The sequence below is a fragment of the Kistimonas asteriae genome (assembly GCF_018263925.1).
GTDB lineage: Bacteria > Pseudomonadota > Gammaproteobacteria > Pseudomonadales > Endozoicomonadaceae > Kistimonas > Kistimonas asteriae.
Genome location: NZ_JAEVHF010000007.1, coordinates 170,056 through 196,825, shown reverse-complemented (window position 1 = coordinate 196,825; position 26,770 = coordinate 170,056). Strand labels below are relative to the sequence as shown.

At 52.6% G+C, this 26,770-nt stretch carries 18 protein-coding genes; 13 read left to right on the top strand and 5 right to left on the bottom strand.

What is annotated here, in order from left to right:
• Positions 1-67 precede the first annotated feature (67 nt).
• Both KHS78_RS10270 and ribA read left to right on the top strand, forming a co-directional pair.
• Entirely contained in the window at positions 68-697 is a 630-nt protein-coding gene (locus tag KHS78_RS10270) for a retropepsin-like aspartic protease family protein (RefSeq protein ID WP_211828025.1), read from the top strand.
• 123 nt (positions 698-820) lie between these two features.
• On the top strand, positions 821-1,414 hold the full coding sequence (gene ribA / locus KHS78_RS10265; RefSeq protein ID WP_211828023.1) for a GTP cyclohydrolase II: 594 nt from the start codon (positions 821-823) through the stop codon (positions 1,412-1,414).
• A 46-nt stretch (positions 1,415-1,460) separates the two neighbouring features.
• On the opposite strand, the gene dxs is transcribed toward ribA, so the two are convergent.
• The 3 genes from dxs to KHS78_RS10250 are packed head-to-tail and all read right to left on the bottom strand — an operon-like array spanning position 1,461 to position 4,452.
• Positions 1,461-3,278, bottom strand: coding sequence for a 1-deoxy-D-xylulose-5-phosphate synthase (dxs, locus tag KHS78_RS10260; protein ID WP_211828022.1), 1,818 nt, complete (start codon positions 3,276-3,278; stop codon positions 1,461-1,463).
• Positions 3,278-4,177: a polyprenyl synthetase family protein gene (locus KHS78_RS10255; protein WP_211828020.1), complete on the bottom strand. Its 900-nt coding sequence runs from the start codon at positions 4,175-4,177 to the stop codon at positions 3,278-3,280. The genes dxs and KHS78_RS10255 overlap by 1 nt, the downstream gene beginning before the upstream one ends.
• Entirely contained in the window at positions 4,177-4,452 is a 276-nt protein-coding gene (locus tag KHS78_RS10250) for an exodeoxyribonuclease VII small subunit (RefSeq protein WP_425513966.1), read from the bottom strand. Before KHS78_RS10250 ends, KHS78_RS10255 begins: the two co-directional genes overlap by 1 nt.
• A 249-nt stretch (positions 4,453-4,701) precedes the next feature.
• On the opposite strand from KHS78_RS10250, the gene KHS78_RS10245 reads away from it, so the two are divergent.
• Entirely contained in the window at positions 4,702-5,262 is a 561-nt protein-coding gene (locus KHS78_RS10245) for a hypothetical protein (RefSeq protein WP_211828017.1), read from the top strand.
• 63 nt (positions 5,263-5,325) lie between these two features.
• Here the strand turns inward: KHS78_RS10245 and KHS78_RS10240 are convergent, their stop codons facing one another.
• On the bottom strand, positions 5,326-6,813 hold the full coding sequence (locus KHS78_RS10240) for an alanine/glycine:cation symporter family protein (RefSeq protein ID WP_211828015.1): 1,488 nt from the start codon (positions 6,811-6,813) through the stop codon (positions 5,326-5,328).
• A 262-nt stretch (positions 6,814-7,075) separates the two neighbouring features.
• Positions 7,076-8,581 (bottom strand): alanine/glycine:cation symporter family protein, encoded by a 1,506-nt coding sequence (locus KHS78_RS10235; RefSeq protein WP_211828013.1) that lies wholly within the window; start codon positions 8,579-8,581, stop codon positions 7,076-7,078.
• A 272-nt stretch (positions 8,582-8,853) separates the two neighbouring features.
• On the opposite strand from KHS78_RS10235, the gene KHS78_RS10230 reads away from it, so the two are divergent.
• The 10 genes from KHS78_RS10230 (at position 8,854) to KHS78_RS10185 (ending at position 26,766) form a co-directional block, all read left to right on the top strand.
• Positions 8,854-9,903, top strand: a complete 1,050-nt coding sequence (locus tag KHS78_RS10230) for a DUF4062 domain-containing protein (RefSeq protein ID WP_211828006.1) — start codon at positions 8,854-8,856, stop codon at positions 9,901-9,903.
• Positions 9,904-10,041: 138 nt separating this feature from the next.
• Positions 10,042-11,475 carry a carbon starvation CstA family protein gene (locus tag KHS78_RS10225; RefSeq protein ID WP_211828004.1) on the top strand — a complete coding sequence of 478 codons (1,434 nt, stop codon included), beginning with the start codon at positions 10,042-10,044 and terminating at the stop codon, positions 11,473-11,475.
• A gap of 183 nt (positions 11,476-11,658) precedes the next feature.
• The gene (locus tag KHS78_RS10220; RefSeq protein WP_211828002.1) at positions 11,659-13,947 is read left to right on the top strand and encodes a hypothetical protein; all 2,289 of its coding nucleotides are present in this window, start codon (positions 11,659-11,661) and stop codon (positions 13,945-13,947) included.
• A 440-nt stretch (positions 13,948-14,387) separates the two neighbouring features.
• Positions 14,388-14,672, top strand: coding sequence for a hypothetical protein (locus tag KHS78_RS10215; protein WP_211828000.1), 285 nt, complete (start codon positions 14,388-14,390; stop codon positions 14,670-14,672).
• 268 nt (positions 14,673-14,940) lie between these two features.
• Positions 14,941-16,347, top strand: a complete 1,407-nt coding sequence (locus KHS78_RS10210; RefSeq protein WP_211827998.1) for a YfcC family protein — start codon at positions 14,941-14,943, stop codon at positions 16,345-16,347.
• 341 nt (positions 16,348-16,688) lie between these two features.
• Positions 16,689-21,344, top strand: coding sequence for a beta strand repeat-containing protein (locus KHS78_RS10205; protein WP_211827996.1), 4,656 nt, complete (start codon positions 16,689-16,691; stop codon positions 21,342-21,344).
• Between the two features lie 94 nt (positions 21,345-21,438).
• Positions 21,439-21,726: a hypothetical protein gene (locus KHS78_RS10200; RefSeq protein WP_211827994.1), complete on the top strand. Its 288-nt coding sequence runs from the start codon at positions 21,439-21,441 to the stop codon at positions 21,724-21,726.
• Positions 21,727-21,748: 22 nt separating this feature from the next.
• Positions 21,749-23,905 (top strand): peptidase domain-containing ABC transporter, encoded by a 2,157-nt coding sequence (locus KHS78_RS10195; protein WP_211827992.1) that lies wholly within the window; start codon positions 21,749-21,751, stop codon positions 23,903-23,905.
• Entirely contained in the window at positions 23,902-25,302 is a 1,401-nt protein-coding gene (locus KHS78_RS10190; RefSeq protein ID WP_211827990.1) for an HlyD family type I secretion periplasmic adaptor subunit, read from the top strand. Before KHS78_RS10195 ends, KHS78_RS10190 begins: the two co-directional genes overlap by 4 nt.
• Positions 25,303-26,766, top strand: a complete 1,464-nt coding sequence (locus KHS78_RS10185; RefSeq protein ID WP_211827988.1) for a TolC family protein — start codon at positions 25,303-25,305, stop codon at positions 26,764-26,766.
• The last annotated feature ends 4 nt before the right edge of the window (positions 26,767-26,770 follow it).

Sequence of the window (26,770 nt, the reverse complement as noted above, 5' to 3'; positions counted from 1 at the left end):
TTAACAAGATTTAAAGCAGGATGCGTGGCAAGAGGATTGCAAATTGATAACAACAATAAGGCCGTTGATGGCAGTGATTGCTTTGGCTGGTGCCTTGTTTGCAAGCAGCGTACAAGCCGTGATGGTGCAGGTGGTGGGCCTGTTTCCGGGGGCGGCGATTGTCATCATTGAAGGCCGTCAGGTGATGCTGAAAGTCGGCAATACAGGCCCTGGTGGTGTCAAATTATTGTCTGTTGATGGTACCCGCGCCGTTTTGCAGGTTAATGGGCAGGCGCGTGAATTCCCTTTGTCCCGTCAGGCCAGTAATGGCTATAAAGAATCCAGCAAGAAAGCGATCAAAATCTTCCGTGATAATGATGGTCATTATTATGTGAAAGCGCTGGTGAATGGCCGTTTGGCTGATATGGTGGTTGATACTGGCGCCACGGCGGTTGGGATGAGTTCAAAGCATGCTAATGCGCTGGGTGTTGAGTATAAAAACGGTGAGCCTATTGCGATCTCAACAGCCAGTGGCCAGGTTCGTGGTTTTCTGGTTCAGCTCAAGTCGGTCAGTATTGATGGTCTGACAGTACGTAATGTCGATGCTGCCATCCACGAAGGGGACTTTCCCAGTATTATCCTTCTGGGCATGAGCTTTCTGCGCAAGGTGAAAATGCGCGATGAAGGCGATGTGCTGTACATTGAAGCCAAGTACTGATCATTTCCGTGAATTCCTCTACCGTACCGTGCTGAATATTTGGCCGGTTGGTCTATCCTTTCTCGCCTGATTTTTATCCTGCTGTTACAATGCGTTTCCGCACGAGAAGTTGAGGAACGTGGAGTGTCTGTCGTTTTCATTGAGTCATCCAGGTTGCCCACCCCTTTCGGTACGTTCAGCATGCATGGCTTTGAAGATCGTGCTACCGGGAAAGAGCATCTGGCGTTGACGATGGGGGAATTCAATACCGGTGAACCTGTCCTGGCCCGTGTTCATTCGGAGTGCCTGACGGGGGATGCGCTGTTCAGCATGCGTTGCGACTGTGGAGCACAGCTTCAGGCAGCACTGAAGGCCATTGCTGAAGCCGGTCAGGGGGTTTTACTGTACCTGCGGCAGGAAGGGCGTGGTATTGGTCTATTGAATAAAGTGCGGGCTTACCATCTGCAGGATGCCGGGGCTGATACCGTTGAAGCAAACGAGCAATTGGGTTTTGCGCCGGATCTGCGTACCTATGATATGTGCAGTCCCATGCTGAACCATCTGGGTATTAACAAGCTGCGATTGATGACCAATAACCCGCGTAAGGTAGAAGCACTGCGACAGCAGGATATCGATGTTGTTGAGCGGGTGCCTTTGCAGACGGGACAGAATCCCCATAACGAACGGTATCTGTCGACCAAGGTCTGGAAATTGGGCCACCTTTACAACAATGCCTGAGCAATCCCGCTTAGGCTATTGATAGTGTTTTTTGATGCTGTTCTGTTCAAGTTGCTTGCCTGTCGGAACAGCTATCGCTTCTCCCCAAATGTTCCTCTACCTGTTTGATGATGCCATCACGATCCAATCCGCAGTGTGATAATTGCTCTGCACGTGATTGATGGTGGATGAAGTGATCAGGCAATCCCAGTTTTAGCATCTCGAGGTGTTGATGCGTTCTACGGATGTAGGCCTCTGCGCCTGCGCCTGCGCCGTTAATCGTGACGCCATCCTCAACCGTAACGAGCAGTGGGTGCGTATCGCTCAGTATTGTCAGGAGTTCAGTGTCCAGTGGTTTGGCGAAACGCATATCCACCACTGTGGCATTCAATTGTTCTGCAGCCTCCATCGCTTCATTGTGCAATGTGCCAAAGACGAGTAGTGCTATATATTTTCCTTGTCGTGTAATTCGGCCTTTGCCAAATGGGAGAGTCTCGCGGGTCTGCTCTACCGGTAACCCATTACCACTGCCTCTTGGATAGCGAACGGCTACCGGCCCGGAATGCTGGTAGGCGCTATTCAGCATCCGCCATAACTCCTGTTCGTTACTGGGTGTCATGATAACCATATTGGGAATACAGCGCAGGTAAGCGATATCAAAAGCCCCATGATGAGTGGGGCCGTCTTCTCCGACCAGGCCTGCGCGGTCGATCGCAAACAACACGTCCAGGTTTTGCAGGGCCACATCGTGGATCAGCTGGTCATACCCCCGCTGCAGGAACGTGGAATAAATGGCCAGTACAGGCTTCATGCCTTCACTGGCGAGACCTGCGGCGAACGTGACAGCATGCTGTTCGGCAATCGCAACATCGAAGTAACGGTCGGGAAACTGCTGTGAAAAACGCACCAGGTCGGAACCTTCGCGCATCGCGGGCGTAATGCCATAGAGTCGCTTGTCTTTGGCCGCGGTATGACACAGCCATTGGCCAAAAATGTTGGCATAGGTAGGTTTTTTGGGTTTGGGTTCTGTTTTGGCCGGGGTGATTTTGGTGAGTGCGTGATAGCCCACCGGATCCTGCTCGGCTGCCGGATACCCTTTCCCTTTCCGGGTGACAATATGCAGCAGACGGGGGCCGGTTTGTTGCTTTAACGATGATAGCGTTTCAATCAGTTGCTCAAGATTGTGGCCATCCATCGGTCCGGTGTAGGCAAAACCCTGGTCTTCAAACAGGACGGGCGATGAAGTTTGTGGGTTTTGGCTTGTGCGAGACGTTTCTATGCCACGCAGGTATCGGGCAAGCATCCCGACACTGGGGGAAATTGACATGTCATTGTCGTTCAATATGACCAGGATGTTGGCGTTGACGCAGGCTGCATGATTCAGTGCCTCAAAGGCCTGGCCAGCGGTCATGGCGCCATCGCCAATCACCGCGATGGCCTGCCGTTCGCTGTCCTTGCCTGCCAGCGCAATCGCCATGCCGAGTGCAGCGCTGACCGAGGTGCTTGAATGCCCCGTGCCAAAACAGTCATAGTCGCTTTCTGAACGATCAGGGAAACCGCACAGGCCATCACGCTGGCGCAGGGTGGCCATCTGCTCACGGCGTCCCGTCAGGATCTTGTGCGGGTAGCACTGGTGACCCACATCCCAGACCAGCCGGTCTTCCGGCGTATTAAAGGCATAGTGCAGGGCAATGGTTAATTCCACCACGCCAAGACCTGCGCCCAGATGACCGCCGGTCTGTCCGACGGTGTAGAGAAGAAACTGGCGCAATTCTCTGGCCAGTGCCGGCAGCTGCTCCCGGGGTAAACGTCGTAAGTCGTTTGGGAGGTGGATTGCATCCAGCAGCGGCGTACAGGGTCGTTGGTCGGGGATGGTGCTGGTCATCAGTGGTGACGGCTCACGATGTAGTCGGCCAACAGGCGCAGGGGAGCGGCTCGTTCATCCATATCCTGAAGGGCTGTCAGGGCTTCATCACGCAACAGGTCGGCTTTTTCACGCGCAGCATCAAGCCCCAATAGGGAGACATAAGTGTTCTTACCCAGGCTGACATCAGCACCTTGTTGCTTGCCCAGTGTCGCGGTGCTGGCCGTGACATCCAGAATGTCATCCTGAACCTGGAAGGCCAGGCCAATCGCATGGGCGTAGGTTTGTAGTGGTTTAATCTCAGCCGGTTCCATGATACCGGCAGAGAGGGCGCCCAGGGTGACACTGGCTTCAATCAGCGCACCGGTTTTGTGACGGTGCAGGGTTTCCAGTTCCGACAGCGTGAGGGTGTTTCCCGTACCCTGCATATCCAGTGACTGGCCAGCAGCCATACCGTGATTACCTGCCGCTCTGGCCAGCAGGGTGACTTGCTGGAGGCGGTAGTCAGCCGCGAGTGTGTCACTGCGGGTTAATTCGGGGTGGGTCAGGGCTTCAAATGCCAACGACTGTAGTGCGTCACCCGCCAGAATCGCCGTGGCTTCATCGAAGGCTTTGTGGCAGGTGGGCTGGCCGCGGCGCAGGTCGTCGTCATCCATCGCGGGCAGATCATCGTGGACCAGAGAATAGGCATGGATCAACTCAACCGCACAGGCGCCGGGTAACGCTGTCTGCGCAGTGCCTCCCAGTGCCTCACAGGCGGCGCGTACCAGCATTGGACGAATCCGTTTGCCGCCATTGAACACACTGTACTTCATGGCTTCATGCAGGCGCGCCTCGGCAGGCTGATAACGGGCAAAGACCTGCTCAAGACCGTTATCCGCCCATTGGCGGCAGGTCTGGATGTACTGCTTGATGTCCATTACTCGTCAACATCACTCTCGAAAGGGCGGGATTCCAGCTGGCCGTTTTTTTCTACCAGGATACGCACTTTCTGTTCGGCTTCGTCCAGGGCTTTCTGGCATTCACGGGTCAGGCCGATGCCTTGTTCAAACGCTGTCAGGGATTGCTCCAGCGTCAGGTCGCCGGACTCCATTTTTTCCACCAGGGTTTCCAGTTCCGAGAGGGATTTTTCGAAAGCAAAGCCCGCTTTCTTGCTTGGCATCAGGGCGACCTTTTTAGGCAGGGATAATTGCATCGAACACTAACCCAGTGCGTGATACGGGTCAATGTCGAGGGGGCTGCCAGCGCGGATGCGCCAGGTTGTTTTGGAGGATTACGTAAGAAATGAAGCAAGCGTTAAAGCTTTGATAACCCTTGGCGATAACCACTTTCTCGGTGGTGTGGTCCGGTGAATTCCGGCAGCTGTGGATTGCTATAGTCAGGGTGTCAGGTAACGGATTTATCTGGCGGTTATGAATGCTTGTAATGACAGGATGTCGTGGTTATGAAGAAGTCGGTCAGGTGTGTCGCCAAAGCAGCGCGGCATGACAGTAACCTGTTTCCCAATGCGGTATTTTTATTGTTATTCATTCTCTCCTTATTGGCTTTTCGACCGGCGCATGCCGAGCTGGTGCCGTTGCCGGATGGCGAGCTGCGTAGCACGCATGCAGAGCGCAGTATGACAGGTCTGGTGCCACTGGATGATGCGGCATTGTCGACAATATCTGCACAGGGATTTGATGCGAAGCAACCCCAGTTTGATGAAGCCAACCAGCAGGATCCCGGTCTGGCTGTATTAGGTCAGGTGCTGCAGACTTCTCTGCCGATACTGAATTTCATCGAGGCGGATACACGGATTTCCGGTGTTCAGTACAAGGACGGCGTGAGTCCGGTAGAGATCCTGATCAATGAAGGCGCCGTGCGTTTTAACCTGCCGGATTATGTGGAATCCATTGCCATGGATAATATCCGGGTCCTGGGCAGCGCGGGCGGATCGTTCGGTTCCCTGTTGATCCAGGGGCTGAGCCTTTCCGGCAGTTCGATTACGATTCGCACGAACCCCTGAACGAAAAAAATCCCCGCACCAGGCGGTGCGGGGATTCTGCAGGCTTGCAAACGAAACGAACGATCAGGCGTTTTGAGCTGCGCTCAGGGACTGTTCTGAAACGGTGTCAGTATCCAGTTTGCGCGCCGATTCCGGTGAATCATTCCAGACATCCGGATCCATGGTCTTATCCAGGAACGGGAACTTCTTTCGGTCAAACGTGGGCGACAGGCCCGCATCCAGCTGTTCATCAAAGTCCTTGAGAACCTTGAAGACCTGACCGGCCAACAGCAGGATGACGGACAGGTTGATCAGTGCCATCACACCCATGGCCAGATCGGCAAAGGACCATACGACAGGCAGTTCACCGACGGCACCCCAGACGACCATGCCCAGTACCAGTACCCGGTAAACCATCAGTACTGCCTTGTTGTCCTTGATGAACCGCAGGTTGGACTCACCGTAGTAGTAGTTGGCGATCAGCGAGGTGAACGCAAACAACAGGATAGCCAGGGCAATGAAGTGGTTACCGATACCGCCGATTTCATTGGACAGTGCGGCCTGAGTCAGAGCGATACCGGTCAGCTCATTACCGCTGTGCAGCTGGCCAGACACCAGGATGATGGCAGCCGTCGCAGAGCAGATCACGATGGTGTCCACGAACACGCCCAGCATACCCATGATGCCCTGAGTGGCCGGGTGGTGCGGAGTGGGTGTAGCGGTTGCCGCTGCGTTCGGGCCACTACCCATACCGGCTTCGTTAGAGAACAGGCCGCGCTTGATACCCTGTTCCATGGCGGTCTTCATCAGGTAAGCGACACCACCACCGGCAGCGCTTTCAATACCAAAGGCACTCTTGAAGATCAGTGACAGTACGGCAGGCATTTCTGTGATGTTCAGCAGCATGACAATCACGGCCAGTGCCAGGTACAGCAGAGCCATGAAGGGCACAACCATTTCCGCAAAGCGGGCGATGGAACGGATGCCACCAAATACGATCAATGAGGCAACAACTGCCAATACAATGCCAACGGCCAGCGGCGGAATTTCATAGACGGCCAAGGCTGCCGCAATGGAGTTGGATTGCACGCTGTTGAAGGCAAAACCAAACGCCACGATCAGGGCGCCGGAGAAAATAATACCCAGCCAGCGTTGTCCCAGGGCTTTTTCAATGTAATAAGCCGGGCCGCCACGGTAGGTGCCATCGTGGTTGTTGGATTTGTAGAGCTGCGCCAGCGTGTTTTCCACAAAACTGGTCGACATACCCAGCAGGGCGATCATCCACATCCAGAACACTGCGCCGGGTCCGCCCATGAAAATGGCAACAGCAACACCCGCCAGGTTTCCGGTGCCGACACGGGCAGCCAGACTGGTGCAGAAAGCCTGGAAAGAAGAAATGTGATGGTGCTCGTCCTTGGCCCGGCTGCCCATCATGGTTTTGATGGCGAAGCCAAAGCGGCGGAACTGCACAAAGCGACTCCGAAACGTGAAATACAGACCAGCCCCAAGTAGAAGACCGACGAGAAGCTTGCCCCAAATTACGCCGTTCAAAACGGCAATCAAGTTACTCATATAACGGCTCTTGTGGTTGTTTAAGGTGTTTATAATCGTTCGGAAGTCGATAGTACCGCTCAAGGGGATTGAGGAAATTGCTGTGATACCGTATTGCGCTCAGTGAATATACTTATACGGCTTGTTGCTTTTCTTCGGTGGGGAGCCCGGTAATGTAGAGAATTACCGGGATAAGCCGTTTTTTCCGTATCGGCTCGACGTACAAAAAAAAATCCTGCCAATGGAACGAAAGCATCAAATTCGTCAGAAGGAGAGGCTGTTCTCAGAGTTTTTCCATGTCGTCGAATTCTTGCATCATTGGGTCGTCATCGTCGTTATTGGGTGCCTGGTCACAGGGATTGTTTTCCGGCACGGGCCAGACATCCTGATCCATGGCTTTATCCAGTTCCGGAAACTGTTTGCGGTTAAACACCGGTTCTTCGATTCCGCTGTGATATTGCTGTTCAAAATCTTTCAGCAAGGCGAAGGCGGTGCCAGACAGCAGCACAATCACCACCAGGTTGATCAGCGCCATGACGCCCATGGTCAGATCCGCCAGTGACCAGACCACCGGCAGGCTGCTGAAAGAACCCCAGAACACCATCATTATCACAATGCAGCGGTACCAGAGAATCAAACGTCGGTTGTCTTTGATATGGCGGAGGCTGGATTCGCCGTAGTAGGCATTGGCGACGATGGAGGTGAAACCAAACAGCATGGTGATAAAGGCAATAAAGGGTTTGCCCCATGCGCCGACGGCGCTGCTCAGGGCATTCTGCGTCAGTGCAATGCCTGTGACGCCATCACCATTGAGGTATTCCCCGGACAGCAGCACGATCATGGCTGTGGCCGTACAGATCAGAATGGTATCGGTGAAGACACTGAACATGGAAATCAGCCCCTGGGTGGCAGGGTGATTGGGGGTCGGGGCTGCAACCGCATTAATGTTGGGGCTGCTGCCCATGCCGGCTTCATTGGAGAACAAACCACGGCGGATACCCTGCAGCATCGCCTGAGAGACCATATACCCCATACCGCCGGCGGCAGCCGTCTGCAAACCAAACGCACTGTCAATCACCAGCCGGAAGACATCAATCAGACGATCGTGATACAGGAACATCACCATGCCTGCCGTGAGGAGATACGCGGTTGCCATGAACGGGACAGTTTGTTCTGCAAAACGGGCAATACCACGAAGCCCACGGAAAATGATCAGTGCGGTCATGAGTGCCAACACCAGTCCAACCGACAGCTCCGGTAATGCAAAGGCATGAGAGAGTGCGGTGGCTACGGAATTGGAATGCACGGCATTGAATGAAAAGCCGAAAGACAGCACCATGCAGACGGAAAAAGCGATGGCCAGATTACGTTGGCCCAGTGCTTTTTCAATGTAATAGGCCGGCCCCCCACGGAAGGTTCCGTCCTTGTTGTTGGACTTGTACACCTGGGCAAGGGTGTTTTCCACGAAGCTGGTGGCCATGCCCAGAATGGCAATGACCCACATCCAGAACACGGCGCCAGGCCCGCCCATATAGACGGCGATAGCCACACCTGCGAGGTTACTGGTGCCTACATGGGAAGCAAGACTGGTGCACAGGGCCTGGAAGGATGAGATATTGCGGCTGTCGCTGGTGCGTTTACTCTGGAGAAGCAAGCGAAGTGTCAGTGGAAAGTGCCGGACCTGAACCAGTCCGCTGCGCAGGGAAAAATAGATGCCAGCGCCCATTAGCAAATAAACAAGTCCATAGCCCCACAGGATGGCGTTGAAGCTGTTGATCAATCCAGTCATGGTATCTCCTCTCCGGTGGTGGGCTTTGTCGGCGCCAGGCCGGGTAAAACCAGAAAATCCTCATGTTCTTAGACCCTTTTTCAAAAGATGTGTTCAGGAATAGAGGATGTAACGGGGCAAAAATATGGCAAACAGTCTAGCAGAGGCTGGTTTTTTCGCGTTTTTTATAAGAGATATGGAATAAGCTTTGCCGTTATAATCGCGCTGTATCATAAATACAGCGTTTTCAGATCCGCTTCTGACGTTTGACTGTAGAGGGGGCACGAGGTCACGTGCAGGACAGAATTTACCGCGTCTACATCAGCTCGACGGCTGCGCCGGCCACACCTGAGCATACCGCCATCCTGCATGGGGTTCTGGCCAGCCACAGTATGCCGGTGTGCCCGGCACTGTGGGACCTGGGTCAGGAGGGGCAGTCCATCCCGACGAATGACAGCGGCGATGACTGGGTGCGCAGGAAAGCTCTGATTAACAGTTGTGATTATGTGCTTTTTGCCGGTAATGCCTGTTACGGTGAGCGGTCGTCAACCGGTGTCAGTATTCAGCATCAGGAACTGACCTATTCCCTGATGCGGGATAAGCCGGTGTTCTGTGTGTTGTTGGCGGAAGAAACGCTCGCTCAGTCCGGGGCGTCGACAGAAGAACTGGGGCGGGTGCGGGCATTGCGCGCATTATTGAAGCGGCATAACCCTGTTTTCTGGCGTCAGGTAGAAACATTGCCGGAAACCATCATTTCAGGGTTTCCGACATTTGTGGCTGGTCATCCGGCTACCGGCTGGCGTAAAACCAAACCACAGATCACTATCGATACCGCCATTGCCAGGGAAACGGTAAACAACCTGACAATACAGCCGCAGGTAATGTGTGAAGCAGCAACCGCTTCGCCAGACAATGAGACATTTCCCTGTGAGACCTTCGACTGGTTACGGCAACACCAGGAGTTCAGTGTGCAGTGCCATGTATTCATTCATGGAAATTGCCATCGGGTTGCACAAAACGTGTCACTCTCGTGGGCTGATGTGTATGAGGCCTTTCGCCTGTCGCTGACCCCGTCGTGTAATGAGGACCGTATTCAGCACTCACTGTCTGCCATGTTAGAAGCGCGTTTCAGTCAGCAAATACTCAGTCAGTATGCTCAGGCGCATGCGGCGGACGCCTTTCACTTTTCTGAAACAGCGATGCGAATGATTCGCCTGAAGTTGCGCCGTCACGGACTGGTTCGCAAAGATACCAAGGCCTCCAGCCGCAAAAACAGTGTCTGGTGCCTGACCGGGGCAGGGAAGGCCGCGGGTCACTGGATTGGACGAACCAGCGCCGGATAAACATCACCAGGCACATCGGAAGAAAATCCGCACCCCATTGCTTCGGGTCAAGGAACAGGAAGGGCAGGTCAGCGTTAAAATAGGGCGGTTTCATCTGCTATCCCCGTCCTTCCTGACGTCCTTCCCCCGGAGTTGTCCATGATAAGTTTTCTCGTTTCCCTGGTAGCCCTTGTTGTCGGGTACCTGATCTATGGTGCCCTGGTTGAAAAATGGTTCGGTGCGGATCCCTCCCGTCCGACACCGGCAGTGACCCAGACCGATGGCGTCGATTATGTCCCTCTGCCCTGGTACAAGATTTTCCTGATTCAGTTTCTGAATATTGCAGGCCTTGGCCCGATCTTTGGCGCCATCCTTGGCGCGCTTTATGGCCCTTCTGCCTTTTTATGGATTGTGTTCGGCTGCATATTTGGCGGCGCCGTGCATGATTACTTTTCCGGCATGCTTTCCATCCGGCATGAAGGTAAAAGTATTCCCGAGATTGTCGGCCTGTATCTGGGGGATAAAACCCGCCAGGTGATGCGGTTGTTTTCCATTATCCTGCTGTTGCTGGTGGGCACGGTTTTCATGGTCGGCCCCGCAGGTCTTCTCAGTAACCTGGGTTTCGAAGGGATTTTCGCGAATAAAACGTTTTGGTTGGTAGTGATTCTTGCGTACTACTTCGTCGCCACTATCGTACCTGTGGATAAGCTCATCGCGCGGATTTATCCCCTGTTTGGTGCAGCGCTGCTGATCATGGCCATTGGCATTGGCGGTGCTTTGGTGTTGGGCGACTGGGTGATTCCCGAAGTGGGTACTCCGTCTGCCCATCCGGGTGGTCTGCCACTCTGGCCGATGCTGTTTATCACCATTGCCTGTGGTGCTATCAGCGGTTTCCACGCTACACAGTCTCCGCTAATGGCCCGTTGTGTAAAAAATGAAGCCTACGGTCGTCCCGTGTTTTTCGGTGCAATGATTGCAGAAGGTATTGTTGCTTTGGTCTGGGCAGCGGCAGCCATGACGTTTTTCCCGAACGGGATTCCTGGCCTGAATGAAGTGCTGGCAAAAGGTGGCCCCGGCCTTGTAGTCAATGAAGTGTCCGTTGGTTTGATGGGCAGCTTTGGTGGAATGCTCGCGGTGCTGGGCGTAATTGCCTGCCCGGTGACGTCCGGTGATACGGCGTTCCGGAGTGTCCGTCTGATTTTTGCGGATATTTTTAACCTGTCCCAGTCAAAGATTCGTAATCGTCTGCTGGTTGCGATTCCGGTATTTGTTTCGGGTTATTTGTTAACACTGGTTGATTTTACGGTTATCTGGCGTTACTTCGCGTTTTCAAATCAAGCGCTGGCAACCATTGTGTTATGGACATCAGCCGTCTACATGGTGCGTAATGGTCGTAGTCACTGGTTTGTGAGTTTGCCTGCAGCATTTATGACGGCCGTTTGTGTAACGTATATTGTTATGGCGCCTGAAGGTTTGGCAATGTCTGCGAGTGTTGCTAATCCTATCGGTATCTTATGTGCACTTACAATAATGATTCTATTTTTGCTGGGTAGGGTTTTTAAACAGGGTAACGCTAAAAGCGTCAGTCATTAAAGGTTTTTACAGCCTTCACACTTTTGTTGTGGGGGCTTTTGTTTTTTTTTGTCTGCTTCTCTTTTAGTTTTGTTATTGTTTAATTTTAATTTTGATTTTAATTTTAATTTTAATTTTAATTTTAATTTTAATTTTGTTTTTAATTTTAATTTTGTTTTTAATTTAAATTTTTAGGGGGATGGTATGCGCGTTGCTAGTGCTCGTGAAAGAATGGCTTCAGGTGATAGTCAACACTCAGGGATGAGTCATACTCAAGAAGGATGTTTTGGCCGGTGTTCTAAGCGTTGTTGTAAGAAAACTGAGTTGCTTGGGGTTTATGTTTCAGGTTTGGAAACAAATAATAAGCCTGAAGAAAGTAGATTGTGTAATTTGTACAATCTTCCTGAGAGTATTAATGAACGTACTATTCAGAACATTGCAACATCCTGTTTGGACTGTATTGATAAATCTTTGGTTGATAGAACAGAGTCTTGGGATTGCTGGGAGTATGTTGTTAAGCCCCTGGGGTATCCGGCGACTTGGTATTCTGCAACATCTAACGTGCTTAGGTTTACGCAAAATGTAGCGCCTGGAGCGGCTGGGGTGGCGTTATATTTAGTAGTATCCTATGGTCCCGGTTCATTGTATATGATTCCTTTTTCGGGATTATGCTCATCAATTTTTGGTTTTTTTGCTGATGTATTTTCACGTGTTGAGGATGAAGACGGTCAAAAGCATTTTGAAGTACGTTCTCAGTTATCCAAAAAAATGGATGAGTTGAAAAAGCTCAGTAAGTGGGATGTTGCTCAATGGGTTCTGGCTCTATATATTGGACCTTCGTCGGTTGTATTGGACGCAAGAAATGCCTTGCTTGGCTTCTTGAAGTGGTTCGCTTTAAAGCTGAAGGAGGCTGTAGGTGCGATAAAGGCAGGTGCATGGGGGCATGGTATTGCTAATGGTACAGTTGAAGCCATTATGCCATTGTTTAACTCGAAAAGTATTTTTGCAGCCCTGCTGGGAGCGCTGCAAAAGGCATGGTGCAAGTCTGGTAGTCTGCCTGAGCAGCGAAAAGAAATAGAGACTTGTATCATGTATCTTAAAGAAATATTGTTTGATCTTGATACGCTTGAAAAGCGTTGGCTTTCGCTATTTATTACATTCTATGAAACGCCAAGAATACAGATGGACTTTTCTAACTTGACTACTGTCGAGTTAGAAGAGAGAAAGCAAGTTATGGAAATGCTTGTGAGTAATCCAGGGATGCGTGAATTAGTCGTTCAGGAGCTCGGTCAAAAAGGTTATAACGTTGAGCTCAGTGGTGCTGATGTTAATTCTGTAATATCGCCTGTTTCTTTTACAAATCGCTGGTGGGGAATTGGGCATTTTGCGTTAATTTCTGCGTTTATCGTATTGATTGGTGATCAGCTGTCAGATTTTCTTACAGGTGCTAACTTGGCGGAAGAATTTATTATTAATGGTACTGCTATCCCTCAGAGTGTTACGGAATGGATACGGGCAAACATAACACCAGATACAACTCAAACTGAGGCTTTTTTCTATGGGCAAAGTTATGCATTTCAGGGTATGACTTTAAGTCCTGCTGAAGTGTCTATTTTATTATCAATAGCTCAAATTATCGTGATGACTTGTTGGATGGTGAATAGTAAAAACCCTTTGAAACACCTTGTTAAGATCATTCATGAATTTATAACCGTGCTGAAACCGTGGGGAGCACTAGCATATACTTCTGCGGGGATGGCCTTGTGGAGCGCAAAAGAATACTGTGGAGCAGCCTATAGTATGAAACCGGGATATGAAGATTCTTATAAGCTCTGGGACATGAGGCAACAGGCATTGGCAGATAATATCAATGGGACAGAATATCTCAGATTACCAGTGAATCCTTGGGCGACTACGAATTATTTCGGTAAGCCTGAATGGGCGATGGCAAATTTGGGTATTATTCTGGCAGTGTATGGCAGTAAATATGGTGGTGAAACGTTCAAGATGCTTAAGCGGCGTTTGATCACTATAGCCAGAGACTGTGGATGGGATCCGGTTAAAACTATGAACAAGGTAGAGCGTTTCTTAACCCGCTTCATTAGCGCAAGAGAACGTTTCATGGCCGGTACTGCAAGAGAGCCAATGAGACAGGCTAATATCATTGAGTTAGAAGATCTAGGCGATGATAGATTACCAATAGGTCCCGCCACCAGTCGACCTAGCCCTGCGGTAAGTGCGAGAAGCCAACTCAACTTGGAAAGTCCGTTTATGGAAGAGAGCAGGCCACTGATGCTACCTTCTGATATCCAAGTTGAGTTAGGTCTACCGGCAGGTAATTCCAGAATTAGTAGGGTGCTAGCAGATACCTATAGAGATTTTGGGGAATGGGAGAGCATCTCTCTTGAAGAAGAGGGGGCTGCTGAGGGTCAATCTGAGGCTATCAGTAGGATGATGGCCTCAGCTGAAAGTCTGGGGGATTCCTATGCTTAAAGTGTCTTGAGGTTACTTACGGTAAGGAGGCAGGATTTTTGGCCTCCTTTTTTTATTATGGGTAAGGTATTGATATGTTGATCGCCCTTGTCTGTGACATAACTAGATAGTTGACAATATATGTAGTCATGACCTGTAGACGTTACGTTACTCATCTTGTTTTCCCAAGCTACCTGTTTCTCACTCTCTCGTTCTGAAAAATTACAGGGCAAGATCAGTGGCGAGTTCCTCTCTAGAGTGTGGTATCAACCTATTTGAAACTTAATCCACGCCGGAGGACTGTAGTGCCTATCTAAATTATCTTATATACATATTTGGGTGTGAACGCATACGGCGAGGTAAGTGCTTGTAGGTAATAGCCGCAATCAATTACCCTTGATGGTGAGGGACAACTAAAAATAACAGGGATATTAAATAGAGCATAAGCGGGAGAGGCAGTCATGCGACCAATCGACCTGCAACAGGTGATCAGCGATATGCGCAGCCAGCTTGCGCCGGTAGTGATGTGCCAGGCTGGCTATGTTTTTGTCAATCTTGAGAAGTTACCCGCCCACGAAGCGCTGCAGGCGCAAATTCATGATCGCGTCGAGTCCGGCGTCATCCGACCATTAACCCACCTCAATGATGATGATGTTGCGGTATTTTATGCCGCTGAACGTCCGGTGCCGCCTGAGCGACGGCAGCGTCAGAAACAACAGGAAATGTTTCAGCTGAACAGCCTCTGATGCAGGGTAAAACCCAGAAGCCCGGTTGATAGCCGGGCTTTTTTATAGGTGGAAGCCTGTAGTTGTCGTCTGCGTATGGATAGGTGAAACCGACAATAATGCTCAGAAAAACATCATAAAAAGAAGGGCAATTTGCAGGGTATTTATGCCATTTATCGTATAAAAGCCGAGCAAAGTCTGACATGGATCAGTATAAGCACGGGTTAAATCCTTATCATGACCCCCGATTTTCCAACACAACCATAACTCCTCGACTGGACTGCACTCTATGGGCAAATTCAAGTTTCCATCCGCCTACACGGTGCTAATGGCGATCATTGTATTCGTCGCGGCACTGACTTATATCGTCCCCGCCGGTCAATATGACCGTGTCATGAACCCCGAACTGGGCAAGGAAGTGCCGGTATCCGGTACCTACCACCTGGTTGATGCAAACCCACAGGGTTTCTTCGATGTGGTCATGGCACCGGGCGCCGGTTTTTATGATCCTGCCAGCTATGAAGCCGGCGCTATCGACGTCGCGCTGTTCGTACTGGTTATCGGTGGTTTCCTGGGTATAGTGACCAAGACTGGCGCCATCGACGCCGGTATCGCCAAGGTCACCGCAGCGCTTGAAGGCAAGGAAATCTGGATGATTCCTGCCCTGATGGTGTTGTTCGCCGCCGGGGGTACCGTGTACGGGATGGCGGAGGAAACCCTGCCTTTCTATATGCTGTTGATTCCGGTCATCATTGCCGCAGGCTATGATGCAGTCACCGGTGTGGCCGTGGTACTGCTGGGCGCTGGTATCGGTGTTCTGGGTTCCACCATCAACCCCTTCGCAACCGTTATTGCTTCCAACGCCGCTGACGTACCGTTCACTGACGGCATGGGCCTGCGTATCGCCATCCTGGTGATCGGTTTCATCATCACTGCCGGCTTCCTGATGCGTTACGCGGAGAAAGTCCGCAAGGATCCTTCCCAGTCCCTGGTAGCGGACATGAAGGAATCCAACGAAGAATTCTTCCTGAAAAACCGTGAAGAAGGCATTGAGCTGACCGGCGCCCGTAAACTGATCCTGGTACTGTTCGCTGCCAGCTTCGGTGTGATGATCTGGGGTGTGTCTGCTGCCGGCTGGTGGATGGCTGAAATGTCCGCCCTGTTCCTGGTGAGCGCTATTGCTATCGGTCTGATCGGCCGCCTGAGCGAAGAAGAGCTGACTGGCACCTTCGTTGACGGCGCTCGTGACCTGCTGGGTGTTGCCTTCGTTATCGCGATTGCCCGCGGTATCGTGGTCATCATGAACGCTGGTAGTATCACCGACACCATCCTGTTCTGGTCTGAGAATGCGGTTTCCGGCCTGTCCGAAATCGTCTTCATCAACGCCATGTACTGGATCCAGGTTGTGCTGTCCTTCTTCATTCCGTCTACCTCTGGTCTGGCGGTACTGAGCATGCCGATCATGGCGCCGCTGGCTGACTTCGCCAACGTGAGCCGTGACCTGGTGATCACTGCTTACCAGTCTGCGTCTGGTGTCGTTAACCTGCTGACCCCGACGTCTGGTGTGGTCATGGGTGGTCTGGCCATCGGTCGTGTGTCCTACGCCAAGTGGTTCAAGTTTGTATTGCCGCTGGCAGGTGTTCTGACTGTCATGATCATGATCATGCTGAGTGTTGGCGCCGTGATGGGCCTCTAAGCACTCGATACCTCTCGCGATGTATCCAAAGACAGGTCCGTAAGGGCCTGTCTTTTTTTGTGCCTGAAGCGCTGACACGGAGAGGTAACATTCAGCAGCCAAAATGAATAAATTTTAAGCAGTTTTTTTCAACGCAGAATGACAATGGCACCCGGACGTCAGCTAAGAAGAAATGCACAAGGTTATCCACAGGGATTGTGAATGACTTCACGGTTCTGTTCACAGACGACAGCCGGAAATAGAAGACAGTGAATATGTAATGTTGCACTAGGGTACAAATAACGGCTTAATTGATTGTTGGTACGTTGGTTCTGTTAATAAAAATAAAAAGAGGCCTCACAATGACTGCTGAGTCCAACGCTGCCGTCAAGACCGCCTTTACCGGGGAGTGGGAAGGAACTGCGGGCAATGACGTCAAAACACTGGATCACCTCTACGCCAAACTGTATGGCTATGGCGGTGACGACACGCTGACCGCTACCGGTGGTGGCGTGTTCATCAATGGTGGCGAAGGCCACGATACCCTGACTGCGCATGGCATTGAAACCATCATCTACGGTGATAGCGGTAATGATGTGATTCGTGGTTATGCCGCAGATACCCAGCTGGGTGGTGGTGCCGGTGATGATGTGGTCGAAGGGCACGGCCTGCGGACAACGCTGTCCGGTGGCGATGGGCATGACACCCTGCTGGCGACTGGCCTGCATGCCATTGTCGATGGCGGCAACGGGGACGATGTGATCGAAACCGCCGCCGGTGTGGCCAGGATTACCGACGTTGCCGGGCACAATACAATCCACGCTTTTGGTGGCGCCAACCTGATTGATACCGGTGACGGCAATGATGACATTACCGCAGTAGCCGGCGCGAACAGCATCGCTGCCGGCGGTGGGAATAATACGATTAATGTGGTCGGCGGTACGAATGTTGTTCAGGTAGCGGATGGGAATAACACGATTGTGGCCGGCGGTCTCGCGAATGCGATATTGGCCGGTCATGGTGATAACACGGTCACCGCCCTGGGGGGCGGCAATATCGTGTTTGCCGGGCATGGGGATAACGACCTCCAGGTTGCCGGTGGCGTAAATAGCGTCATGGTCGGCGATGGGGATAACCGCGTGCTTGCCGCCGGTGGTGTCAACGTTGTACTGGCCGGGAATGGTGATAACGATATTGCGGCACTCGGTGGTGCCAATTTCCTTGCTGCCGGTGACGGTAATGACCACATCATGGCTGGCGGACTGGCCAACATCGTTCTGGCCGGTGATGGACATAATTCAGTAGAAGCGCTGGGTGGTGCCAATATCATCCAGAGTGGTACCGGGGATGATTTCATTGTGGCTGGCGGTGGTGCCAATGCTGTTGTGGCTGGCGATGGTAATAACACGATTTTCGGACTGGGTATCGCCAACCTGGTGTGGGCCGGAAATGGTGCGGATGACATTGCTGTTGGCGGCCAGGTTAACCTGGTGAATGCCGGCGCAGGGGATAACACGCTGGTCGCAGCAGGAGAGGGTAATGTCTTTATCGCTGCGGACGGCAATGATGTCGCGCTACTCGGTGGTGTCGCCAATATTGCGATAACCGGTGGTGGTAACAACCTCATCACGGCGGTCGGTGAAGCCAACATTCTGCAGGCCGCCAATGGCAATGATGTGATGGTGTCGGGCGGTGTTGCCAATATTCAGCTGGCAGGTAGCGGTGATAATGCTCTCGCAGCGTTTGGTGCCGGTAATCTACAGTTCAGCGGTTCAGGCAATGACACCCAGATCGCTATGGGTGTTGCCAATATCCAGCTGGCGGGTGATGGGGATAACTCTCTACTCGCATTGGGTGAGGGTAATGTTCAGCTGACCGGCACCGGTAATGATTTCACCGTGGCCGGTGGTGTAGCCAATATTGTTTCTACCGCTTCAGGCAGTGATACCGTGATTGCGGCAGGTGTCGCCAATGTGGTGCTTTCCGGTGGTGACAATGACACGGTCGTCGCGGCCGGTGAAACCAATGTTGTCCTGACGGGTTATGGGGATGACAGTGTCGTCTCCGCTGGTGTTAACAACCTGTTGCTGACAGAAGCGGGCGCCGATATGGCGCTGGTAGCAGGTCAGAACAATGTGGCCTTTACGGGCAGTGGCAATGATGTGATTGCGTCTGTAGGACAGAACAACGCCATTGCCAGTGGAACGGGTGCCGATATTGTTGTGGCGATTGGTCAGAATAACCTGGTGGCCACGGATAACGATATTCAGATTTATGCTGAGGATCTGCCACAGCAGGGTGTCTATCAGTTTGGGCTGGATTCCGTCATTGGGCTGGATACCTTCACTGACAGCGACAATGCGTTTGCACAGCGACTGTTAGATAACCTTGGCCTGGGTGTGACGGCTGAAGCCGAAGTCGCATTAAGCGGCCAGCTCAGCATGCTGTTTCCGGAACTGGAGCTATCCAGTCCGACGGTGCCTGACTGGCAGTCACCGGAATTGAACCTTCCCCAGTATGATTATGCGATTCCGGCCTTGCCTGAACTCAAAGGTACGCCAGTGGAATACCAGTACGGTGAACTGGTTGCCTATGGTTTGCCGACGATTCAGTTGCCGGAACTCAGTTCCCCGGCATTGAGTCTTCCCGGTATTACCTTACCGTCATTTGTTCTCCCCAAGTTGTCGGATACGTCGATTACCCTGGAGGACTGGCAGGTGGATGCCAGCTACAACCTGTCGTTTGGTCTTGATCAGACCGGCGACAATGGGGGTATCGGTAATTCTGTGTTGGGACTTTTTGGGGGCGATCTGGCCTTTACCAACTTCCTCGGTGATGTGCTGGTTGAAGTGATCGGTGGCAGTTTTGACCTGAACGCCAATGGTACGGTAACGGTTAACGAAGCCGGTATCAGTGATCAGCATCAGGTGAGTGCGGATCTGCTGGTTTATAACGCGTCGGCGGATTACCAGATATTCAAGACATCGGCTGCTGACGACAATGCGCAGTCAGAAGTAATGGCGGCTAACCGTACCGCCGAGATCGCACTGCCAACGATTAACCTGCCTGCCTTCCATATTCCGACATTCTCCATTAACAGTTTTGATATCAGTGGATTCAGTGCCGGGTTGGCGGATGTTCTCAGTGGCCGGGAATTCTATGGTTATGCCGTGCCCGAGTTTACGTTGCCTGATCTTGCCATTCCCGGGTTTGACGTTGCCGATTATGCGGATATCCAGGCACCAGCCCTTGAAGCACAAAGCTTTGGCCTGCCGGCTTTCACCGTGCCGGTTGTTGGTGGAATCAATGTGGCGGAGCGCCTGCCAGACCTGGGCTACTCCCTCGACTTCCTGCAGGACAGCGGCGATATCGCATTCCTGGCCGGGCAGAATAACCTGGCCTTTACCGGTGCAGGTGATGACCTGGTTGTCGCACTGGGTCAGAACAACCTGGTGCAGTCAGGGCAAGGCGACGATGTTGCTTTGATGTTTGGACAAAACAATATCTGGCATGCCCAGGCCGGTAACGATCTCGGTTTTGCGGCTGGAGAGCTGAACCTGCTACAGGGCGGTGATGGCAACAATGTCATGGTCGCGTTGGGTAATACCAATAATTTGTCGTCTGGTAGCGGAGAAGATGCCGCCATCGCCATTGGTAATACCAATATCCTGGTAACGGGCAATGGTTCTGATGTCCTTCTGGCTCTGGGTAATCAGAACCGACTGGATGCCGGTGAAAACGGCGATAACACGCTTCTGGCCATAGGCGTCAATAACAACCTGTCATCCGGCAGTGGTAATGACATCCTGGCCGGCCTTGGCGCTGAAAACCGCTTTGCTGCCGGTGCGGGTGATGACCTGCTGGTGGCTGTCGGTGGCGCCAATACCCTGTTGGGGGATGAAGCGGAGTCCAGTACTGCAGGTGGCGGTAATGATGTAATGATTGCGGTAGGTGCAGTGAATACCGTCAACGCCCATTACGGGAATGATGGCGTTTATGCCGCCGGTCTGGGTAATACCATCAATGCAGGGAGTGGCAATGACATCGTTGCCGCTGCCGGTGTCGCCAATATCTTTGACCTGGGTGATGGCGAGGATATTGGTATTGCGCTTGGTGTGGGGAACGATGTTTCCGGCCAGGCGGGTGATGATTTCCTGGTCAATATCGGCATGGGTGCCTCCGTCTCTGGTGACGCTGGCAATGACCTGATTTTCGATATTGGGATGACCGGTTTCTCCAGCGGTGGTGCAGGTAACGATATTCTCATGGGATTGGGCTGGGGCAGTCTGGACCTGTTAGCCAGTGCGGGCCTTGGTACAGATCTGTTCCTGCTGGCGGAAGGACTGAATACGGTTGTTCAAGACGGTGGGGCAGACTCACTCAATGAGCTGACCAAACTGGTAAACCTGACCAGTACCCTCAGTACTGACGGGGGCAGTGGCGATGATCTCTTTATTGCAGGGTTTGGATCGACGACCGCTGCCGGGGGCGAAGGGAATGACAGCTATGTCTACTACCTGAACAGCGGCAACTATGCGATTACGGAGACCGCCGGTCAGGATACGCTGGAATTCCGCAGCCATGATCAGTTCAACTTCCAGCTGGATACCACAAACCTGTTCCTGTCTGAACGGGGGGGTAACAGCTATCAGCTGGATGTTGTTGTCGATAACCAGTCATGGGCATCAGTGTCGCTCAACGGCTGGGAGAGTGATGACAGGATTCAACTAACTGACAGTGACAGCTCGCTGAGCCTGAGTTTTGCCGAACTTCAGCAGTACTGGCAGGATCAGGAGTCGGTGGAGTCGTTTGAAGCCTATGACTTTGATCTGGCAGCGGTACTGGAAAGTGGTGTCCAGGAGGCGCTGGCGACACTGGATGGCTATAACGCTGATCCACTGGCAGAAGATATGCTGGCCACGCTGCAGAGTGACGGATTGGCCGGCATTTCCTCCAGCCTGTATACCGCATTCGATGAATCCAGAGAGCAGATTGAAGCGGCAAGCATGGTGGCCTGAAGCCAGGTGTGTTGTACCGAACCTGTTGGATAAGGCCCCTTCGCGGGGTCGATTAACTTCCTGAATAACGATAAGAACATCGGAAGGGACAGCAATGAGCAAGCAGATGTTTTGCGACGGTGTAGAAAACATTGCGGTGATCAGTGGCAATGTCAGGGTCGAGTTGTTTGGTTTTACTGCCGGTGCTACTGACGGGAAGTTGGATCAAAATCGGGAAAAGACTGGCACACTGGTCATGAGTCCGGAAGGCTTTCTGCGGTGTTGCCAGGCCTTTGAGAATCTGAAGCAGGAGATGCTGGAGCGTGGGATGTTAAAGCCAGCCTCGGTTCCTGCAAAAGACAATACCCCGACATCCCCCAATTTTGCTGAGGCTGAAGCCTGATCGGCACGGCTGGAGGTTTTCCTTGAGCAGTGGAAATCAGTCTTCGTCGTCAGCGCTTGAATGCCTGGCGATTGTCGCCCGTTATCATCATCTCCGCTATACGCCGGAATCCCTTCGGTTGATGGTCGATGATGAATCACTCCTTGATGCTACAGGCCTGGCAAGTCTTGCTGAACGTGTGGGGTTAACAGCCCGGTGTGAATCACTCGAAATAACGGACCTGGTTAAGCAGAGGGAGTCCTTCCCCGTGATTGCCATGCTGAATAATGGCAATGCCGTGGTTGTAAGTGGTGTACGACAGAAAGCACAGGGTGAGTTGGTACTGCTGGTGCTGGATCCGCTGGCAGATCAGAAAAACCATCTTCTGGAAATTTCTGTAGAGGCCTTTGCCAATGCCTGGACCGGCGATGTTCTCCAATTACAACCGAAACTGCAGAAATCAGCCGATCACAAAACGTTTGGTGTGCGCTGGTTATTTGAACAGATAGCTACACCACGCGGCGTCCTGGCACATATTTTCATCTTATCCCTCTTGCTCCATTGTCTGGTCTTTGTGGTGCCGGTGTTCACCATGGCGGTTTTCGACAAGGTGATCGGTTACCAGGGTTATGCAACGTTGCACGTGCTGTTTGTGGGGGCGGTCATCGCACTGGTGTTCTCTGGCGTGTTTGGTTATCTCCGCACCTTGTTAATTCAGTATGCCGCTGGTCGTCTGGATGTGTTGCTGGCTGAGCGTATAGCATCAGGCCTGTTCCGGTTGCCGTTGTCGTTTTTCCGGAAACTGCCGACAGGCGGATTGATTCGTCAGGTACAGGAGTCAGACCGTATTCGGGAGTTTATCACCGGTAACCTGTTGTTCACGCTTATTGAGTTCACAGCCATCGTGGTGCTGTTACCGGTCATGTTTGTGTTCAGCTGGCAGCTGACGTTGCTGGTGCTTGGGTTTGCCGTGTTGATTGGCTTTAACGCGCTGGTGGCTATGCGGGCTTCACGTCGAACCGTCGATCAGTTGTATCGGGCGGAGGCCGACAGGCAGTCACTGATTGCTGAGACCTTGTCCGGTGTTGAAACCGTTCGAGCCTTGGCACAGGAATCCAGGATCAAACGTCGATGGTTGAGTAAAAGTGCTGAGATTGTTCACCTGAATCGACAGGCGGGGCTGACAACGGGTTTGGTCTCGGAAAGTGGTGGATTGCTGCAGAAACTGATGCAGCTTTTCATCATCTGGTATGGCGCCCAGCTGGTGTTGGCGGGCGGGCTGTCTATCGGTGTCCTGATTGCCTTCAATATCATGGCTGGGCGCATTGCCGGCCCATTGGTGCAACTGGCAGGGATGCCCGGGCGCCTTCAGCAGGTGCGTCAGTCAATTACGACCCTGGGCGCATTGCTGAACCAGCCCCCCGAGCGATTACGTACCACGGGTGTTACAGCGCCTGTTCAGGGACGCATCGAGTTCCGTCAGGTGAGTTTCAGTTATACACCGGAAGTGCCGGGTATTCTCAAAGCGGTCAGTTTCCAGATTTCGGCGGGTATGAAAGTCGCGATTGTCGGGAGCAGCGGTTCCGGAAAAAGCACCGTTGCACGACTCATGGCGGGTTTGTACCGACCGGAGAAAGGTCAGGTGCTGATTGATGGCATCAATCTGCCAGAGTATGACCCGACCTATATACGTTCTCGGATGGGTATTGTTCTTCAGGAGTTGTTCCTCTTCCGAGGCACTGTTCAGGAGAACATTGCGGCCTGCGCCCCACATGCTGGGATCAATGATGTCATGGAGGCGGCGCGTATCGCAGGCGCACATACCTTCATTGAAACGTTGCCTCAGGGGTATGACACCATTCTGGATGAGCAGGGCCTGAACCTGTCAGGTGGGCAGCGTCAGCGACTCTGTATCGCAAGGGCGATATTGCACGACCCCGCCATTCTGCTGCTGGATGAGGCGACCAGCGCATTGGATCCTGCGACTGCCGATCAGCTGGAAGAGAATCTTGACAGGCTTGCCAGGGGGCGAACCCTGGTGATGGTGACCCATCGTCCGTCACTGCTGCAGGCGATGGACAAGATTCTGCTGGTTGAACAGGGAGAGGTGCGAGCCATAGGTCGTCATGAGGAATTGTTGGTCTCAATGCCGTCATACCGGTTGTTATGGCAGCGACAGGCGCAGGGAGAGCAGGCATGAAACATCTTTTCTCCCGGCTCAGGGCGCGATACGACGACTGGAAAAAAACGACAGTTGCCGAGCCGCTGCAACCTGACTGGCGACAGATTGCATCCGAAGCGCCACCGGCATGGCTGCCCCTGGTGTCCTGGTCGGCTCTCCTGCTATTCATTGTATTGCTTCTCTGGGCTGCCATTTCACGGGTAGAGACGACCGTTGTAGCACGGGGAGAATTGGTCTCCCTGTTACCCAATACGCCCGTGCAGCCACTTTATGATGGGATTGTTCGACAGCTGTCTGTTTCGGAAGGTGATTTTATCAGCGAAGGTGAGGTGCTGGCCGTTCTGGACAGTACCGAGTCAGAGGCTGATCTCGATAGCATCCGTCTTCGACTGTTATCTGCTCAGGCTTCTGCCCGACGGTTTGAAGCGGAGCTGGCATGGTTTGATAATCGTGATGAGGAAGAGGTGGAGCCGGTTGCTGTACGGTTGTCTGATGATCCGGCGATGCAATCCCTTGAGCAACAGTTGTTTATTCGACGGATCAATGAATACCGGGGCACCATTGCTCTGCATGCAGCCTCTATGCAGGCATTGCAACAGCGCCAAGTGCAGTTAGCCGAGCAGTTACAGATGCTGGAGCAGGAAGTGGTTGTCACCAGGGAACTGGATCGTCTGCGCACGACCCTTTATGAAAAGGAAAAGGAAGCTTATCAACGTAATGGTCCCAGGAAAGTGGATCATTTGCAGACGCGGCAGACATTGCTGGCAGCAGAGCGGAACGTTGCGACGGTGCGTGCCGAGTTAAAGACTATTGAACGACATCTGACAGATAAGGAAATAGAGCACCGGGCATGGCGTACTAGTGTTCTGGCAACGCTGAGCGGCGGGTTTTCCCAATCGAGCCGTGACTATGTCGCAACCCTGGCTCAGCTGAAAAAATATGAACAGGCACAGAAAACGACATCCCTGCGTGCGCCGCATGATGCGATTGTGCTGATTTCTGCCGATAAAGGGGCAGGCAGTGTTGTTAAATCCGGTGAAGTGTTGTTTGAACTGGCGCGAGTGAATGGGGAGCTTGAAGCGGAGATTATGATATCCCCCATGTCGATAGGCATGGTGGCGGAAGCCGCTAATGTACGACTCAAACTGGATACGCTGCCATTCACCCGTTATGGCGATATGTCCGGCACATTACGCCTGATCAGTAATGGCACCGTCTTGGATAATCAGGAACAGCTGGGTTACCGGGGCAATGTCAGGCTTGAGTCACGGCAGTTGCGTCATTTGCCTGAACATTTCCGGTTATTACCCGGCATGACACTGGAAGCGGATATCCTGACCGGTGAGCGATCCCTGCTCAGTTTTCTGATTTATCCCATTGAACGTGCGTTGGATAACAGTTTTCGGGAACCCTGAATGAAACGTTACCCTGTTATTCGAACGTTGTCCGCATTACTGGTCCTGGTGGTCATCACGGGATGCACGCTGCATGGGCGCGGGCTGACACCAGACGAAATACGTCAGCGGTCAGAGCTGGATTTGACCGGTATGGCGACAGCTCCCCCTATTACAAAACCGTTGTCGTTGTCTCAGGCGATGGCGCGGGGGATTGAATATAACTTGGATCTGGAGGTTGAACGGTATCGTCAGCTGGTTTCCGCGACAGGTCTTGAGGAAGTGAAGTGGCAGCTGGCCCCGTCGGCATTGGCGGAAGGCAATACCGTTCTGCGGAGCTCACCACCGGATCAACGTAATTCCAGCAATTTTGAAGGACGACGGCGTGACGTGGCCAGCGCAAATCTGCGCTGGTCAGTGCTGGACTTTGCCATCGGCTATATTCGGACGCAGCAGGCGTTGAACGACGTATTTATTACCCGTGAGCAAACCCGTGCGACACTCAATCGTCTGATATCGGAGGTACGTATTGCCTGGTGGCGGGCCGTTCTGGCTGAGCAGCGCCTGCAGGCAGGGAAAAAGTTGGCCGTGGATATCCATGCGATGAGCCAGCAGTTTGCCGGCGATCACTACAAGGCCCTGATGGATCCCTTGACGATACTGGGCTATCAACGTGAGTTGTTAACACTGAGTGGCCGCTTAGCCTCGATTGAGCGGGAACGACAAACGGCGTTTATTGAACTGGCTGCGTTAATTAACAGTCATACGGCAGAATTTCCTTTACCGGCCTCGACCAGCGGGGATCAGACGATACCTGAATTGCCTGCATTGACTGAACTGGAACGGCTTGCTCTGAGGCAAAGTCCTGAATTACAGGAGAGCGATTACAGAATCAGGAACCGGGCGTGGGATCTGTCGGGTGCCAAATGGCGCTGGCTGCCGAATATCGATGTTTTTGCCAGTGCCCGCTATGACGACAGCGCCAATCTGGAAGACAGCCACTGGGAGGAACAGGGGGTTGGGATCTCACTCGACCTGATGGGGGTTTTCAAGGTCCCGGCAAGGATTCGTGCTGCAGAGGCGGAACTTGATGCTGAGGAAGCCCGGCGTCTCGCACTGGCAATGATGGTGGTCAAGCAAGTACGGATGACCGCATCGGAGCAGCAGTCACTCATGCGAGATTATCAGCGTACCCGGGACTATAGGGCACTGGTTGCCAAAGAGTGGGAGGTTCGTCATTCCAGAGAACGATTCGACCCTGAGGATGAGATTGCACTGTTGCGAACCCGTTGTGATCTGTTATTGGCAGAGTATGACGTTGACCAGGCCTGGTTGGGGTTGTTGAAAGGCTATGAATCTATTCTGTTGGCAGCCGGTATTGACCAGGTGCCGCTTCCCCTTTTAGAGCAGAAGGGGGAGGGGTTGGCTTTGTCTCTGGTCAGGCATCGTACAATACCCTCACTGCTGTCGTACCTTGATCCGTGAAATG